Source organism: Paenibacillus humicola (assembly GCF_028826105.1).
In the GTDB taxonomy this organism is placed as follows: Bacteria; Bacillota; Bacilli; order Paenibacillales; family Paenibacillaceae; genus Paenibacillus_Z; species Paenibacillus_Z humicola.
Genome location: NZ_JAQGPL010000001.1, coordinates 1,733,429 through 1,748,967, shown reverse-complemented (window position 1 = coordinate 1,748,967; position 15,539 = coordinate 1,733,429). Strand labels below are relative to the sequence as shown.

Here is a 15,539-nt window from a genome sequence, read left to right as displayed (position 1 = left end):
TAACGAATGCACGGGAGCAACAACGAATAGGGAAGCCGCTAAAATACGCAAATATGGAATCTATTCACAATCCATTTCCGTCTAGGACGGCTTCAAGATTCGGTTCATAGATTAATAGTGTGCTTTAAAAGCGGCAGGTTCAATGATCGATACGAGATATTTGGCTTATCGGGAGATTTAAAGGGGGAGGCGAATGGAGGCATGGTCGTTCTGATCGTCATCGCGGTCGCCGGAGCCGTTCTATATGCGTTTCTAAGGCCGCCCGCACAAGCGGAAGCCGCTGTCAAAGCCGATGCGGGCGTCATTTCGGCAGAAGACGGCGCATCGGAGAAACAGCCGCTTTCGGATATTCGGCTCTAACCGGCGCAGCCCAAAACAGAGGTGAGAACTATGGTTGAATCCGCAGCCGCCACGATTACCGTCATCGCCTTTGTCATGGCGGTTGTCCTCATATTATGGCGGCCGAAGCAGTTAAACGAAGCCATACCGTCCACGATCGGCGCGGTTATCGTGCTGATGAGCGGCACCGTCACGCTGTCCGATTTCGGCCACATCGCCTCCACCGTAAGCGGCGCGGCGATTACGATCATGGCGACGATCGTCATGGCTGTCGTGCTGGAGAGCTTCGGTTTTTTCAAATGGGCGGCTGAGGGGCTGGCGGCACGGGCGAAGGGCTCCGGCATCCGGCTGTTCTGGTACGTCAATCTGATCTGCTTCTTGATGACGATGTTTTTCAACAACGACGGCAGCATTTTGATCACGACGCCGATTCTGCTCATCATGCTGCAAAATCTGCACCTGAAAAAGCATCAGAAAGTCCCGTACCTGCTGTCCGGCGCGCTGGTCGCGACCGCCTCGAGCGCTCCGATCGGCGTCAGCAACATCGTCAATCTGATTGCGCTCAAAATCGTCAACATGGATTTATATACGAATCTCATTATGATGTTCGTACCCGCCAGCCTCGGACTCCTGTTTCTCGTCCTGCTTCTGTTCCTCGTCTGCTACCGCAGCCTGCCGAAGAAGCTCCCGCAGGCCGGCCCGACGTTCTGGGCTTCCGGGGGAAGCCGGTACCATCCGCTCCAGGACCGGCCGGTCACCGTGCTCGATTCGCTGAGCGACAAGCGAAAAACCGCTCTCATGCGGAATATCCTGATCTTCGTGTTCGGCGTCCGCGTCGGCCTGTTCGTCGCTTCATATTACGGCATTCCGATCGAAATCGTATCGGTGCTCGGGTCCGCCCTGCTGCTCGGCTGGCGCTGGTACTATCTGAAGCTCCCGCCGAAGGACATGCTAAAAAAAACGCCCTGGCACATCCTGGTGTTCGCCTTAGGCATGTACGTGATCGTTTACGGACTTCATAATATCGGACTGACGCAGTGGCTCGTCACGTTTTTCGCGCCTTTCATGAACGGCAGTCTGCTCAACGCCGGCCTTGTGATGGGCGGCATTCAAAGCCTCATGTCCATGACGTTCAACAACCATCCGGCGCTGATGATCGGGACGATCGCGATTACGGGCATGCAGCTGGATCCGCTGACGCTCAAGATTGCCTACCTCGCCAACGTGATCGGAAGCGACGTCGGTTCGCTCGTACTGCCGGTCGGAACGCTCGCTTCGCTCATCTGGCTCCATATTCTCCGGAAAAACGGCATGCCGGTCGATTGGAAGGAGTACACGCGCATTACGATCCTCGTCATTCCGCCCACGGTCATTTTTATGATTATTGCGCTGTATTATTGGGTGACCTGGCTGTTCTGACCGAGAACCGGATCCTGCCCGAAAAAACCGGTGTCCGGCTACACGCTGCCTCTTCCCTGGCAGGCCGGGCAAATCACGCGGCGCTCGCGAAGCGCCTGGTCGCGGACCTTCCGGCGCGTCAGCTCGAGCAGTCCGAGCTTGGTCCAGCCGGCGACCTGCGTCTTGGAGCGGTCGCTTCGCAGCAGCTCCTCCATCCGCCTGGCAATTTGCGCGCGGTGCTCTTCCAGATCCATATCGATAAAATCGATGATGATGATTCCGCCGACGTCGCGAAGCCGGAGCAGACGGGCGATTTGTTCCGCCGCTTCCATGTTCGTCCGGAACACGGTGTCCTCCAGATCGCGGGTGCCGACGAATTTGCCCGTATTGACGTCGATGACTGTCAGCGCTTCGGTCTGATCCCAGACCAGATCGCCTCCGCAGCTGAGCGGAATGCGCCGCTCGAACGCTTCATCCAGCTGCTTGTCCGCTTTGTACCGCTCGAACAGCCCGGCAGAGGCGGCCGGATCGTAGAGGCGAATCCTTGGCAGCAGCGCCGGCGCCATGCGGCGGACGAGCTGCTCGGTCTCGGCGTACCGCTTCTTGTCGTCGATCCAGACCTCGTCAATTTCGGCGCTCAGCATGTCGCGCACCAGCCGGTGGATCAGCCCCTCCTCCCGGTGCAGCTCCGACGGCGCGGATGCCGTCTCGGCGCGGCGCTCAATGGCCGTCCACAGTCCGCGCAAACGGTCCAGATCGGCTTCGAGCGCATCCGCCGCCTCGCCTTCCGCCGCGGTCCGCACGATAACGCCCTCTCCCGGCCTGCGGCCTGATTCGGCGATCGCGCGCAGCCGGGCGCGCTCCTGCTCGCCGTTCACTTTTTTGGACACGCCTACGTAATCGGCATTCGGCATATAGACGAGGTATCTGCCCGGAAGTGAATAATGCGTCGTGACGCGGGCCCCTTTCGTGCCGAGCGGTTCTTTCACCACTTGTACGATAACGGACTGTGAGGGCCGGAGCAGGTCGGTAATGGACGGCTTCTCCTTCGGCTGCCGCTCCAGGTGTGGATGCAGGCAATCGTCGATATATAAGAAAGCGTTTTTCGCCTGGCCGATATCGACGAACGCCGCCTGCATGCCGGGCAGCACATTGACGACCCGCCCTTTAAACAAACTGCCGACGAGCTCCCCGTCGCTATCGGATCGTTCCATATCATATTCCAGCAGGCGGCCATCCTGCATGATTGCCGTTTTCAGCACGCCGCCGCGGCCTTGAACCAGCATTTGCTTCATTTCGCTTCCGACCCCCTGCGCATTCGGTCTTTCATGGAGTCTATTTTACATGAAAAGCTCCGAAACTGCACGGCCTCCGTTCCCGTCGGACAAGTAGCCGACGACGACCTTCTGTTCGGGGAGAACGGCCAGAATGCGCCCCTTCTCCTCCATCACGACGACCAGATGATAGCTGTCCCGCTTGAACAGGCGCAGCGCCGCCGAGACCGAATGCCCCTTCGAGACGATAATCGGAAACGCCCAGGCCCCGTTCGCGACGAACCGGGCGGACGCGGCGGCGCGGCCGGTCAGGAAACGCAAAAACAAAAACGGGATATTCCGGTTGTACGACCAGTTCGTGGCCAGCAGAAACAAACCGAGCAGCAGCAGGTTCGCCTCGATGCCGCCCGTGCGGACATGAAGCGCGGGGATAAGCGGGGTGAACGCGTAAAGCGTCATCAGCAGGCTGAAGGCGAGGCTGATCCGGGCGCCCCAGACGAGCGTCTGGTGAAAGGTCAGCGTCCGGCTGAGCGCGGCCTGCATCAGCCTGCCGCCGTCAAGAGGCAAAATCGGCAGCAGGTTGAACAAGCCGATCATGACATTGGCGCGCCACACATAATCCGACCAATCGGCGCTCCACCAGCCGGTTTGGCCAAGGGCCCAAGCCGCCGCGGCCATCCATACATTTTGCAGCGGTCCCGCCAGTGCGACGACAGCCTCCTCCTTCGCCGGTACGCTTGCGGCGTTCTCGACTTCAGCCACGCCTCCGAAAGGAAGCAGCTTGACGTCCCGCACGGTCCACCCGTATCCCCGCGCCGCCGCGACATGTCCCAGCTCATGCACCAGCACGATCGCGAACAGCGTCAGCAGCTCCACGAAATAACCGGTTGCAATCGAAGCGAGCATGACGAGCACGAAGAGCGGGTGAACCGACCACCGGATGCCAAACAGCCTAATCAAGCGGCACGACGTCCGCGGGGTTGACGTACCGGCCTTTCTCCTTCACCGCAAAAAACAAGAGGCTCGTCTCGCCCGAAGCGGCCGGCCCGAGCGTGCCGACGGTCTGGCCGGCGTCGACCCAGTCGCTCTCGGCTACGTCGGATCGGCCCAGATGCCCGTATACCGTGACGCGGCTGCCGGCATGCTGGATGACGACGGTGCGCCCGGTCGTCTTGTCGTCGGTCACGAGCAGCACCCGGCCGGCTTCGGCGGCGGCGACCGGATCAAGCGGCTTGCCCGCGATTTCGACGCCGCCGAGCGTCTCGGCAAAGCTGTGCACGACCGTACCGTCCTTCAGCGGCTTAACGATCGGCAGCGCGACGTCGCCTTCGGCCAGCTTTGTTTTGTCCTCGCCCGAGCCGCCGAACATCGGAATGAACGACGGCGCGCCGGCGAACATTTTGCGGTACAGCGCCTCGGCCGATTGGAAATTCATCTGCTCGGTCAGCGCCGCCGTTACGGTCTCCTGCCCCTTCTTCGCCAGCGGCGCGTCGAGATGGAACATGCCGTAAATAATCGCAAATAAAGCGGCGGCGAAGACGGTCTGGATAAACAGCCCGCGCACGATCGCGTTTCCGGTGCGGGCCGGCCCGCTTCCAAGCTCCCCTCCGCCGCTCGCGCCTATTGGCGGGGCCATGCGCCAGCCGGCTCTTTCCCACGGATTCGGCTGCGATTTCCAGAGCAGCTCCGGATCGGAATGAGCCGTGCCGGGTCCGCTTTCAGGACCGGCATACCGCTGCGGTCCGGCTAAGGAAGCCGGGGGCGGCGGATACGCCGGAGGGGAAGGCTGTCTCTGACCTCCGATCGCGCCCTCCCGGATATTCGATTCCGGCGGGCGGGAAACGCTCTGCCGGTCCATCTGCTCCAATATCCGTCTCATGCGCTCCTGCCTGCGCTGACGGACGCCGTTTTTCGTCCCCATGCTAATCCCTCCATCATATGGACAGCTTGCTCGATTCATATATATGAACCGGGGGGCTTGTTTATGTTGCGCTTGCATGCCGGAGCGAAAAAGCCGCTTCGGCGTTTGAACGCCAAAGCGGCTATGCGGCCATTTCGTATTTTTCCTGGTGCGCCTTCACGCTGAATACGAGCCCGATGCAGAGCATGTTAAGCAGGAGCGACGTGCCGCCGTAGCTGATAAACGGCAGCGTAATGCCGGTGATCGGCATAAGGCCGATCATCATGCCGATATTCTGAAAGACCTGGAACACGTACATCGAGACGATCCCGATCACGATGAATGAGCCGCGCAGGTCCAGGCACTGAAAGGCGATGAGAATCATCCTGTAGATGAGCAAAAAATAAAGCATCAGCACGACGGCGGCGCCTTGAAAGCCGAATTCCTCGCCGATCACGACGAAAATCGCGTCCGAATACGGGTACGGGATCAGCTTGCGGTTTTTCGAATCGCCCTTCATATAGCCGTCGCCGGTCAGTCCCCCGGAGCCGATCGCGATTTTCGAATTCTCGGCCTGATACACTTCGCTCTGCGGCGCCTCCGATGGATTGATGAAGCCGTTGATCCGCTCGTACCAGTGCACCTTTTGATGCTCTTCCAGAAAATCGTGGATGTTCTTGTTGTACGTGTTGAACAAATTGACGAACAGGATGAGGCTGCCGATGACGACGGCCATCCCGATCAGCACGTGCGTGTACCGGACGTTGCCGATCCACAGCATGCCGAGCACGATAACGAGGTAAATGATCGCGTTGCCGAGGTCCGGCTGGATCATGACAAGCGCGAACGGGAGAAACGAAAAGGCGGCGATGACAAGCAAATCCGAACGAATCCGCAGCGGATCCCCTTTGCGCCGGCCCATCAAATACGCAACCGTAATGATCAGAATGATTTTCACCATTTCGGCAGGCTGGAACAGCAGACCTCCCGGCAAAACAAACCAGCTTTTCGCGCCGTTGATTTCCTTTGCGGTCAAATAGACGAGCACAAGCATCACGATGCCGATCCCGTACAGCACATACCAGCCCTTCAAAAAGATGCGGTAATCGATCAGCGTAGAAACGATCGCCGCGGCGAATCCGATTCCGTAGAAAATGACCGTTTTCACGTCGTAATCGCGGTAGCCCGGATTGCCGTAGGTTGCGCTGTGGACGAGCAGCGTGCTGACGACCATAAAAGCGACCAAAATGACCAGCATGCCGACGTCCAGCTTTTTCAGTTTATAAATCACCGGCCGCTCATCCTATTCCCAGAAACTTGCGAAACCGTTTGAAGACGCCGGACTTCTCCTCCAGCGGCATGAGGGGTACCATATCGCCGAGCATCCGGCGCGCGATGTTCCGGTAAGCGACGGCCGCCCGGGAGGACGGATCCATGACGGTCGGCTCGCCCGCGTTCGCCGATTTGATCACTTTCTCATCATCGGGCACGATGCCGAGCAGGTCGATGGCCAGCACCTGGCAGATCTCGTCGATATCGAGCATCTCCCCGCTGCGCACCATGTTGGCGCGGATCCGGTTGATGACCAGCCGCGCCGGAACCTGCGACTGCTCAAGCAGACCGATGACGCGGTCCGCATCGCGCACAGCGGCGTTCTCCGGCGTCGTCACGACGATGGCGCGGTCGGCGCCGGCGACCGCGTTGCGGAAGCCCTGCTCGATGCCCGCCGGACAGTCGATCACCACATAATCGTTCTCCTTCTTCAGCTCCAGCACGATATCGCGCACCTGCTCCGGCGTGACGTCGTGCTTATCCTTCGTCTGCGCGGCCGGCAGCATATACAGCTCGTCGAACCGCTTGTCCTTCACCAGCGCCTGATTCAGCCGGCAGCGGCCCTGCGCCACGTCGATCAGGTCGTAGATGATACGGTTCTCAAGCCCCATCACGACGTCCAAATTCCGAAGGCCGATATCGGTATCGACCATGCACACCTTTTTGCCGAGCAAAGCGAGCGCCGTCCCCAAATTGGCGGAAGTGGTTGTCTTGCCGACTCCGCCCTTGCCGGACGTCACTACTATCGCTTCTCCCATGATTAAACACTCCCCGCCGCGGGCAGTCCGCGGATATCTCGCGCGGCTGCCGCCAATTTCAAGCCGTGCTTTTACGCCTTAAATACGACAGGCTCTTTGCGCAAACGATGCAGCTGCGTCATCTTGTCGATCTTCATGACGCCTTCGTTCAAATAGGCGAACTCCATCGCGGCGTCCCCCGTCATCCATTCGTCGGGCGGCCGGCTGATGACGTCCGCAATGCGGAGCTGCGTCGGACGCAGAAGCGATGCGGCGATGATCGCGTCCTCGTTGCCTTCCGTCCCCGCATGGGCCAGGCCGCGAAGCGCGCCCAGCACATAAATGTCGCCCGTGCAGCGAAGCGAACCGCCCGGGTTCAAATCGCCCATCAGCAGCAAATTACCTTCGTGCTCGATCGTTTGTCCGGATCGGACCATCCCCGTCAGCACCTTCAGGTTGCGTCCTTCCCCCGGGCCGGGCGTTTCCGGAACCTGGCTTTCGATCGACTGTACGAGCAGATTGCCCTGCTGGCGAATCGTCTCCGCAATCCGTTCTTTCTCCTCGTCCGTCAACCGGCGCGAGCCCAGCTTCACCTGTACGTGGACGATCGGACCGGACAGCAGCTGTTGATGCGATTTTTCCAATTTATATTGAAGTTCTTCGAGCAATGCGGAAAATTCGCAGGTGTCGTCCAGGAGGAATACGAGACCGTCCTTGACGCCTTTGATCGTAATATGCTGCTTGTCGGTCACGCTTGCCCCCCCTTGTACGCCTGACGATACCGCCTGAAAAGAAGCCTTTACCCGCATGACGGCTGAACACTCTTGTATACGATTCAATTCAATCGAGGCGGATTCCTGCTTGCCGCCTCTATTCTTCTTCCTCTTCGGCTTTCTTTTTCACGCTGCCTTCAAACCAGCGCCTGGCCGGCACGTATAGGGCGAGCGCAAACAGCACCTGCAGAAGGAGACTGGGCAAAATGTGATCGGACAGCGCCCACTCGAACGTTTCATGCGTCAGCCGGAACAGCCGGTATACGGAATAAAGCAGCGCCTCGTAAAACAGCGTGGACAAAAACATGACCGACAGCGACATCATCATCGTCGGTTTTTTCCGCTTGAAGATGAAGCCGGTCAAATAGCCGGCAATCGCCATGCCGAACGCATGAACGCCGATCATCCGGCCGTAATAGGCCATATCCTGCAGCAAGCCGAAGAAAAATCCGAGCAATAGCGCGGTGTGGCGGTCGCGGTACATGGCCGCGAACAGGACGAAAGCGAGCGTAAAGCGCGGGATCACCCGTCCGGCCAGACTGTCCGGCATCAGCCAGTAAAACACCGTGCCCTCCGCCAGAAAAAGAAGCAGCATGATGCCGACGATGCGCTGCAGCTTCATGAGCCGCTCCCTTCCGGCGTCTTCACGACAAACACTTCGGTCAAATGCTCGAAATCGGCCGCCGGAATGATCGTCGCCGTGGCGGTAAGCCCGGAATCGCCGTCCTGCCGCGATTCGACGGTGCCGATCATCAGCCCTTTCGGGAAAACGTCCCCGAAGCCGGTCGTAATGATCGTATCGCCTTTCTTCAGCGGGTCCTTATCCGCGATTTTGGACATCGTCAGCCGGTTCGTTTCCGCGTTATAGCTGTCGATGATGCCGAACGATTCGTTCTCGTGCCCGAGCACCGTCGCGGAGACCAGCTTCGTGTCCGGCGCGTTGGCGTCGAGCTTCGTCAACGGCATAACCGATGAATAGAACGGGTCGACGCGGCTGACAAGACCGATCAGCCCTTTATCCGACACGACGGCCATGTCCGGCTCGACCCCGTCCTTCGAGCCAAGGTCGATGCGGATTGTCCCGTCGTACGATTCGGGGTTGACCGCAACGACCTGCGCAATCATGTACGTATAGTCGTCCAGTTTTTTCTGCCGTTCGGTAAAATTCAGATCCTTCTGCAGCTGCTCGTTCTTCTGCTCGATCTGGTTAAAGCGGATGCTGTCGCGCGCATACGCGGCCGCAACCTTCCTCAGCCGCTCGTTCTCGTTGTAGATGTCGTGCAGATTGGCGATATCTTTAAACAGGCCCGCTATGTAACCAGCGGGCCTGTACAACCATTGCTGCACGAATGCGGATGAATCGAGCACGAAATTTTCGGGCCACGACAATTTCTTTCGTTCGCCGATCGTGAAGCCCATGACGGCGATAAACAAGATGAAAGCGATCATCAGCACGAACATGCGCCGGTTGCGCATCCAGTTAAACAACGTTTCTCACCCGCCTATTCCCGTTCCCCGTTTTCCCCGAGGCGCGTTCCCGCGAACGCGCCCGCTGCCGGACCTTATCGCTTGGAACGGGAAACCGGACCTCCTCTTGTTTTGAACAAGTCGATGTTGTCGAGTGCCCGGCCGGTGCCGATCGCTACGCAGTCCAGCGGATTCTCCGCGACGATGACGGGCATGCCGGTTTCCCGCGACAGGAGCTTGTCCAGGTTGCGGAGCAGCGCGCCGCCGCCCGTCAGCACGATGCCGCGGTCCATAATGTCGGCGGACAGCTCAGGCGGACATTTCTCCAGGGTGACCTTCACCGCTTCGACAATCGCGTTCACGGTGTCGCTGAGCGCTTCCGTGATTTCGTCGGCGGAAATCGGTATCGTTTTCGGCAGTCCGGTCACGAGATCGCGGCCGCGGATTTCCATCGTTTCGCCTTTCTCGCTCGTCATCGCCGAGCCGATCTCCATTTTCAGCTGCTCCGACGTCCGTTCGCCGATCATCAAATTGTACATACGCTTAGTATATTGAATGATCGCTTCGTCCATTTCGTCGCCGGCAATCCGGATCGAACGGCTCGTGACGATGCCGCCGAGCGAAATGACGGCCACCTCGGTCGTGCCGCCGCCGATATCGACCACCATGCTGCCCGTCGGCTCCCATACCGGCAGATCGGCGCCGATCGCCGCCGCGAACGGCTCCTCGATCGTAAACGCTTCGCGGGCTCCAGCCTGCTCCGTCGCATCCTTGACCGCCCGCTGCTCGACGGCGGTAATGCCGGAGGGCACGCACACCATTACGTTCGGATGACGCGGAAAGAGCGAACGCTGCTTCTGCGCCTGACGGATAAAATATTTGATCATTGTGGCCGTCGTTTCGAAATCGGCGATCACGCCGTCCTTCATCGGCCGCATTGCGCGGATGTTGCCGGGCGTGCGCCCGATCATTTTCTTCGCCTGCTCGCCAACCGCCTCGATCGTCTTCGTATCGGTGCGCAGCGCAACGACGGAAGGCTCTCTGACGACGATGCCTTTGCCTCTCACATAAACAAGGGTATTCGCCGTGCCGAGGTCGATTCCCAGATCTTTCGAAAAGCCACCAAACATATGATTATTCTCCCTTTCTATGCGCAAGGCAATCCCTCTTATTATATTACATGAATCCCTGCTCCTTCAAACTGGTATAGCGATTATCGCCGATCACCAGATGATCGAGCACATCGATGCCGGCCAGCTCGCCGGCTTCCTTCAGACGGCGCGTCATCGCGATGTCCTCGGGGCTTGGCGAGGGGTCACCGCTTGGATGATTGTGTATACATATAATGGAAGCGCTGCTGCATTTGATCGCCGCGCGAAACACCTCGCGGGGATGGACGAGCGAGGCGTTCAAGGTGCCGACCGACAGCGTTTCTCTGGCGATCACCTGATTTTTCGTGTTCAAAAACAGGCAGACGAAATGCTCCTTCTTCAAATATCGAAGCTCTTCCATCAGCAGATCCGCCGCATCCTCAGGCTTGCGGATGACCGGCGCTTCGCTGCCCGCGCTTCTGGCCAGGCGCCGCCCGAGCTCGATGCCGGCGCGCAGCTGCACGGCTTTGGCCGGCCCGATGCCGCGGATCGCCGTCAGTTCCCCGACACTCATATCGACGAGCCCGCGCAGGCTCCCGCATTCCTTCAAAATCCGGGAGGCAAGCAGAACGGCCGATTCGCGCTTCGTGCCGGTGCGCAGCAGAATGGCCAGCAGCTCGGCATGACTGAGCGCCTCGGCGCCGTTATTCATTAGGCGTTCCCTCGGTCGGTCCTCGGATGGAATGTCCTTCAGCACATAGTTATTCGCTTCCACGATTTCACAGCCTTTACGTATGTAATGAGCCTCGCGGCGGCTGCAGGCGTACCGGTACCGGGTACAATTGCCCGGTAAACCGGGCTATGCGGCCTCCATTCGCCGGCTACTTTATCGGCTGTAAAAAAGTATACCATATAACCTGGGTCTAATGGACTACATTCGGTCGAACTGGTAGAACGAATAGTGGAAGAAAGAACTATTTCGCGGATCGATTCGGATCGTTCTTGGACTGGAATGGACGAATATCGTACAGCTGGAGCATCCGGTAAAGCAGATGAAGGGGAAGCCCCATCACGCTGTAAAAGTCCCCTTCCAGCCGTTCGACAAAAATCGCGCCGCGCCCCTGAATACCGTATGCTCCGGCTTTATCGAGCGGCTCGCCCGTCATGGCATAGCCTTCGATTTCCTCGTCGCTCAGCGTCTTGAAGGTGACGCTGCTGACCGTATGGCCTGCGACAGCCTCCGGCATGCCGTTCTCCGTGCGGGAAACGACCCGGTACCCGGCCCCGGACCATTCCGCAGCTTCGCCGGTTTCCTCGCCGCATGCGGTAAGCTGCCCGGGCGGCCGCGTATTCGGCGCCGGGATTTGGCGGTCCTGTTCGGAGCCGCCGCGTACGGCGATGCAGGCTAGGCCCGAGTACACCTCGTGCGTCCGTCCCTGAAGACGGCCGAGCATGGCGGCAGCGGCAGCCGTATCCCTCGGCTTGCCGAGCGCTTCGCCGTCCAGGACGACGATCGTGTCCGCTCCGATAATAACGGAATCCGCGGCATGACCGGGTTCGTCCTGCAGCAGCGGCAATGCCGCGCGCGCTTTGCGCAGGGCGAGCTGCTCGACGATTTGCGCCGGCGTCCAGCCGGGCGGCGTAGTTTCGTCGGCATGAGTCGGTAAAATGAGAACCGGCAGGGAAAGGTCCAGCATCTCGACCAGTTCCCGCCGGCGGGGAGAGGATGAAGCCAGCACGAGCCGGCGAACGTTCAACGAATGGGAATTCAGCGGCGAATCCGCCATGAATATTCAGCTCCTGAATGGCTTCTTGCGTTGTTGAAACGGGCGGTTGCGGCGCCGCCGGCGCAAGGCCGGCGTTACATTTTTCGGTACAGCCAGATTGCGGCGAGCAGGCCGATGATGCTCAGCAGGCTCAGTTCGATGTGGACCTTCAAGCTGTAGCTGACCACAAGCAAATCCGCAGACGGCGTCCAATCCACCTTCTCCGAGTGTGTCAAAAACGAAAGTGCACGGACGGGCTTGAGCCAGTGCGACGCCAGCGCGCCCGCAACCAAACCGATTATGATGAACAGCGGCAGCAACCAAGCATTTTTCTTCATCAGCCCAACGTCCTTCGTCATGTTTTGACACGACTCATTATACGTCAGGAAAGCGGCGCATTACAATGCATCCATCGACGCAAACCAATCTTTCTGCGCGAATACCGCTTTCATCAGCGACGCCTGAACGGTCCACAAGGCGGCGTCCGAAGGCTTCTTCGCATATTCCCCGGCGGCGACCGCGGCGGAATTGACCGCCTGCGCCAGCTTGGCCAGCCCGTCTTTGTCCGCTGCCCTCGTCAAGCCCTGCTGGATCTTCCCGGCCGCCGTCGTCCACTGCTGATGAAGCGTCTGCCAGTCTCCGGCGGATTTGTCCGTTTGGCCCGTAAGCCCTCCGATGGTCATCCCGTCCATTTGACGAATCAGGTCGCCGGTTAGTTTGAAAAACGACTCGATATTTTTCGCATCGCCTGTAAACGCGACTGCGCCGACGGAAGGGATGTCGACCGGCTTTATATAGACGTCCATGCCGGGAAGCGAGTTTTGCAGCTGCGCAGCCCCATCCTTGTCGGCGGCAAGCCCGACATAAACGCGAAAATCGCTGCCGGTCGCAAGCGGCGCCGCCGCCAGTCCTTTGGCGTTCAAATCGCCGACCGCCGCATCGAGTCCGTCCTGGCTGCTGAAAACACCGTACTGCAGCACATAATACGATTCGGAAGGCAGGTTCACTTTGAGGGCGGCCGCGCCGCCGTTTTGTCCCGCTCCGGGCTTACTGGCGGAGCCGCCCGCTGCGCCTGTCCCCGCAGCGGCAGAAGCCCCCTGCTTCCCGCCCGCTGCGGCCGAACCGTCAGGGGCGCTTGCGGACGCCGCCGTCTCCTTCGCGGACTGGTCGGGTATCTGCGCCCCGTCGCCGCCGGCGAACAGCGCCAGCACCATATAGCCGAACAACGCGCCGGTCGCGACCGCCGCCGTCACCGAGGCAAACACCTTGAACCAGGAAGGGCCCCGCGTGGTTCGATAGTTCGCCGCCGGCGCCGAGAAGAAGGCACCCCGTATGGCCGCGTGTTTCCCCGGTACGAAAGGCGTCAGTCCGCCTTCCTCTTCCAGTTCGATAATCGGCGTATGGATGTTTTCCTCCCCGTCGAAGTCGGGACGCCGCATTCCGGCGTCCTCATCGCCGAGCGGGACAAAATCGTACTCATATAGGTCCGGTCCGTCCGTCTCTTCGGCCGCCGTCTGCCGTTCGGAGCCTTTTACGAAACGGCTGCCGCCACCGACGGCCGAGTCCAGGCGATGCTGCGAGCCGTCCTTCTTGCCCGCCCCGATATCTGCTCCGTCCGGACTTTCCGCCGGCTCCCGCCCGCCATCGGCCCGCTGCCCGTCCGTCTCGCGGATCAGCTGCTCCAGCGCAAAGGCGTCGTCCTGAAACGGACTGTTCCACGGTCCGATCTCCGACGTAAAGTTCATTTCCTCTCCGAACAAAGGCACAATCGTCTTCCCCAGGGCCGGCTTGGCTGCCTTTTGCTCCTTTTGCTGCGGCTCCAGGCGAATTCCGTTTTGTTTATCGAAACGATACGTAATGCGCGCTTTCGAGTTCATCGTCCTCTCTCCTTGTCCAGCATTCTAGTAAAAGTCTATGAATGCGTTGAGAGAGTTATGACAATGGAAAAGGCCGCTCCCCGCGCAACGGCGTCGATGCGGGAACGGCCTTCCGGCTGATAGGGACCATCTAAATGCAAACGATCGCTCCGGGAAAGAAAGCAAATCCAAAGCGAAGCCGTCAGGAGCCGTATCTGGCGCGCAGCGTCCGGGCCAGCCCGTCCGCCGTTTTCCAAATGTCTCCGGCGCCCATCGTGATGACGAGGTCACCCGGCGCGACCTTCTCCGCCAGCCGTTCCTGCACTTCTTCCTTTGTCGGAATGTAGGACGTGTTCGGGTTGCTGTTTTTGACGATCAGCTCGACCAGCTTCTGCGAATGAACGCCTTCGATCTGCTGCTCGCCCGCCGGGGAATAAATATCGGTGATGATCACCTCGTCGGCGCCCGCGAACGCCCGGCTGAACTGCTCGAGCAGAAAAAAGGTGCGGGTATACCGCTGCGGCTGAAAAACCGCGATAATGCGCTTGCCGGTCGCCCGCGCCGCGTCGATGGTGGCCTGGATTTCGGTCGGATGGTGCGCATAATCGTCAATGACCAGCACATCGTTCACCTCGCCCAGCACCTGAAAACGGCGTTTCGCGCCATGGAACAAGGCGATGGCGGAAGCGATCGATTCGAACGGAATGCCTGCTTCGAGGCACGTCATCACCGTCGCCATGGCGTTATACACGTTATGCCTGCCGGGCACGGACAGCTCGATCCGCCCGAGCGATACGCCGCGGCGCAGCATGTCGAACGAAACCTTCCGGTCGCCCGGCGATACGTTCGCCGCCGTAAATTCGGCGTCCCGGTCGATGGCGTACGTCAGCACCCCGGCGGCGCCGAGCGGCCCGGCCTGCAGCCGGGGCAGCATTTCGCGCACATTCTCGTCGTCGACGCAGACGATCGCTTTCCCGTCCGCCTTCACCTGGCTCAGGAACTGCACGTACGCCGCCTTCAGCTTGGCAAAATCGCCGTCGTAATTTTCCAGATGGTCCGGCTCGATATTCGTCACAATGGCGATGGCCGGATGGTACTGGAGAAATGAGCCGTCGCTTTCATCCGCCTCGGCGACGACGTATTCGCCTTTGCCCGCTTTGGCGTTCGTTCCGACATTCACGATCTCGCCGCCGATGATATAGGTCGGGTCCAGCTTGCACGTCTCCATCACGAGTGCAATCATCGACGTCGTCGTCGTCTTGCCGTGCGCGCCCGCAACCGCGACGCCCCTGCCGTTGTTCATCAGCCTCGCCAGCATTTGAGCGCGGTGCAGAATCGGGATGTTCAGCTCTTCGGCGGCTTTCCGCTCCACATTGTCGCGCGATAATGCGGTCGAATAGACGACCAGATCGGCTCCCCGCACATGCTCGGGCTCATGGCCGATATAAATCCGCGCTCCTTTGGCCGCCAGCTTCTCCGTCAGCTCTTGCCGCGCGACGTCGGAGCCGGTAACCGTATACCCCAGCTCCAGCATTACCCGCGCGATCGCGCTCATGCCGTAACCGCCGATGCCGATGAAATGAACGTGTTCTGCCGTATTCAAAGA

At 59.7% G+C, this 15,539-nt stretch carries 16 protein-coding genes; 2 read left to right on the top strand and 14 right to left on the bottom strand.

Annotated features, from left to right (window positions below; translation table 11 throughout):
- The first annotated feature begins 201 nt into the window (after nt 1–201).
- Both PD282_RS08170 and PD282_RS08165 read left to right on the top strand, forming a co-directional pair.
- On the top strand, nt 202–360 hold the full coding sequence (locus tag PD282_RS08170) for a hypothetical protein (protein WP_274649976.1): 159 nt from the start codon (nt 202–204) through the stop codon (nt 358–360).
- A gap of 30 nt (nt 361–390) precedes the next feature.
- Nucleotides 391–1,758 carry an arsenic transporter gene (locus PD282_RS08165; RefSeq protein ID WP_274649974.1) on the top strand — a complete coding sequence of 456 codons (1,368 nt, stop codon included), beginning with the start codon at nt 391–393 and terminating at the stop codon, nt 1,756–1,758.
- Nucleotides 1,759–1,796: 38 nt separating this feature from the next.
- On the opposite strand, the gene PD282_RS08160 is transcribed toward PD282_RS08165, so the two are convergent.
- From PD282_RS08160 to murC, 14 genes are all read right to left on the bottom strand, one after another.
- A complete protein-coding gene (locus PD282_RS08160; RefSeq protein ID WP_274649973.1) occupies nt 1,797–3,032 on the bottom strand; it encodes an Rne/Rng family ribonuclease in 1,236 nt (411 codons plus the stop codon).
- A 45-nt stretch (nt 3,033–3,077) separates the two neighbouring features.
- The gene (locus tag PD282_RS08155; RefSeq protein ID WP_274649972.1) at nt 3,078–3,971 is read right to left on the bottom strand and encodes a M50 family metallopeptidase; all 894 of its coding nucleotides are present in this window, start codon (nt 3,969–3,971) and stop codon (nt 3,078–3,080) included.
- A complete protein-coding gene (locus tag PD282_RS08150; RefSeq protein ID WP_274649970.1) occupies nt 3,964–4,932 on the bottom strand; it encodes a M23 family metallopeptidase in 969 nt (322 codons plus the stop codon). Before PD282_RS08150 ends, PD282_RS08155 begins: the two co-directional genes overlap by 8 nt.
- A gap of 121 nt (nt 4,933–5,053) precedes the next feature.
- Nucleotides 5,054–6,202, bottom strand: coding sequence for an FtsW/RodA/SpoVE family cell cycle protein (locus tag PD282_RS08145; RefSeq protein WP_274649968.1), 1,149 nt, complete (start codon nt 6,200–6,202; stop codon nt 5,054–5,056).
- A gap of 7 nt (nt 6,203–6,209) precedes the next feature.
- Nucleotides 6,210–7,001, bottom strand: a complete 792-nt coding sequence (minD, locus tag PD282_RS08140; RefSeq protein WP_274649966.1) for a septum site-determining protein MinD — start codon at nt 6,999–7,001, stop codon at nt 6,210–6,212.
- A 71-nt stretch (nt 7,002–7,072) separates the two neighbouring features.
- Nucleotides 7,073–7,732: a septum site-determining protein MinC gene (gene minC, locus PD282_RS08135; RefSeq protein ID WP_274649964.1), complete on the bottom strand. Its 660-nt coding sequence runs from the start codon at nt 7,730–7,732 to the stop codon at nt 7,073–7,075.
- A gap of 118 nt (nt 7,733–7,850) precedes the next feature.
- Nucleotides 7,851–8,375: a rod shape-determining protein MreD gene (mreD, locus tag PD282_RS08130; protein WP_274649962.1), complete on the bottom strand. Its 525-nt coding sequence runs from the start codon at nt 8,373–8,375 to the stop codon at nt 7,851–7,853.
- Entirely contained in the window at nt 8,372–9,241 is an 870-nt protein-coding gene (gene mreC / locus PD282_RS08125; RefSeq protein WP_274649960.1) for a rod shape-determining protein MreC, read from the bottom strand. Before mreC ends, mreD begins: the two co-directional genes overlap by 4 nt.
- A 74-nt stretch (nt 9,242–9,315) precedes the next feature.
- Nucleotides 9,316–10,350: a rod shape-determining protein gene (locus PD282_RS08120; protein WP_274649958.1), complete on the bottom strand. Its 1,035-nt coding sequence runs from the start codon at nt 10,348–10,350 to the stop codon at nt 9,316–9,318.
- 46 nt (nt 10,351–10,396) lie between these two features.
- A complete protein-coding gene (gene radC / locus PD282_RS08115) occupies nt 10,397–11,086 on the bottom strand; it encodes a RadC family protein (protein ID WP_274649956.1) in 690 nt (229 codons plus the stop codon).
- Nucleotides 11,087–11,285: 199 nt separating this feature from the next.
- The gene (locus tag PD282_RS08110) at nt 11,286–12,098 is read right to left on the bottom strand and encodes a Maf family protein (RefSeq protein WP_274649954.1); all 813 of its coding nucleotides are present in this window, start codon (nt 12,096–12,098) and stop codon (nt 11,286–11,288) included.
- A 74-nt stretch (nt 12,099–12,172) separates the two neighbouring features.
- Nucleotides 12,173–12,415, bottom strand: coding sequence for a DUF4321 domain-containing protein (locus tag PD282_RS08105; protein WP_274649952.1), 243 nt, complete (start codon nt 12,413–12,415; stop codon nt 12,173–12,175).
- A gap of 60 nt (nt 12,416–12,475) precedes the next feature.
- Nucleotides 12,476–13,954 carry an SPOR domain-containing protein gene (locus PD282_RS08100; RefSeq protein ID WP_274649950.1) on the bottom strand — a complete coding sequence of 493 codons (1,479 nt, stop codon included), beginning with the start codon at nt 13,952–13,954 and terminating at the stop codon, nt 12,476–12,478.
- Nucleotides 13,955–14,135: 181 nt separating this feature from the next.
- Nucleotides 14,136–15,536 (bottom strand): UDP-N-acetylmuramate--L-alanine ligase, encoded by a 1,401-nt coding sequence (gene murC / locus PD282_RS08095; RefSeq protein ID WP_274649948.1) that lies wholly within the window; start codon nt 15,534–15,536, stop codon nt 14,136–14,138.
- Between the last annotated feature and the right edge of the window lie 3 nt (nt 15,537–15,539).

What these genes read in the sequence shown, in the direction of transcription:
- PD282_RS08105 (WP_274649952.1), bottom strand. Translation starts at nt 12,415, where the DNA reads ATGAAGAAAAATGCTTGGTTGCTGCCGCTGTTCATCATAATCGGTTTG.
- PD282_RS08110 (WP_274649954.1), bottom strand. Translation starts at nt 12,098, where the DNA reads ATGGCGGATTCGCCGCTGAATTCCCATTCGTTGAACGTTCGCCGGCTC.
- PD282_RS08120 (WP_274649958.1), bottom strand. Translation starts at nt 10,350, where the DNA reads ATGTTTGGTGGCTTTTCGAAAGATCTGGGAATCGACCTCGGCACGGCG.
- PD282_RS08170 (WP_274649976.1), top strand. Translation starts at nt 202, where the DNA reads ATGGTCGTTCTGATCGTCATCGCGGTCGCCGGAGCCGTTCTATATGCG.
- PD282_RS08150 (WP_274649970.1), bottom strand. Translation starts at nt 4,932, where the DNA reads ATGGGGACGAAAAACGGCGTCCGTCAGCGCAGGCAGGAGCGCATGAGA.
- minD (WP_274649966.1), bottom strand. Translation starts at nt 7,001, where the DNA reads ATGGGAGAAGCGATAGTAGTGACGTCCGGCAAGGGCGGAGTCGGCAAG.
- PD282_RS08100 (WP_274649950.1), bottom strand. Translation starts at nt 13,954, where the DNA reads ATGAACTCGAAAGCGCGCATTACGTATCGTTTCGATAAACAAAACGGA.
- PD282_RS08160 (WP_274649973.1), bottom strand. Translation starts at nt 3,032, where the DNA reads ATGAAGCAAATGCTGGTTCAAGGCCGCGGCGGCGTGCTGAAAACGGCA.
- mreD (WP_274649962.1), bottom strand. Translation starts at nt 8,375, where the DNA reads ATGAAGCTGCAGCGCATCGTCGGCATCATGCTGCTTCTTTTTCTGGCG.
- PD282_RS08165 (WP_274649974.1), top strand. Translation starts at nt 391, where the DNA reads ATGGTTGAATCCGCAGCCGCCACGATTACCGTCATCGCCTTTGTCATG.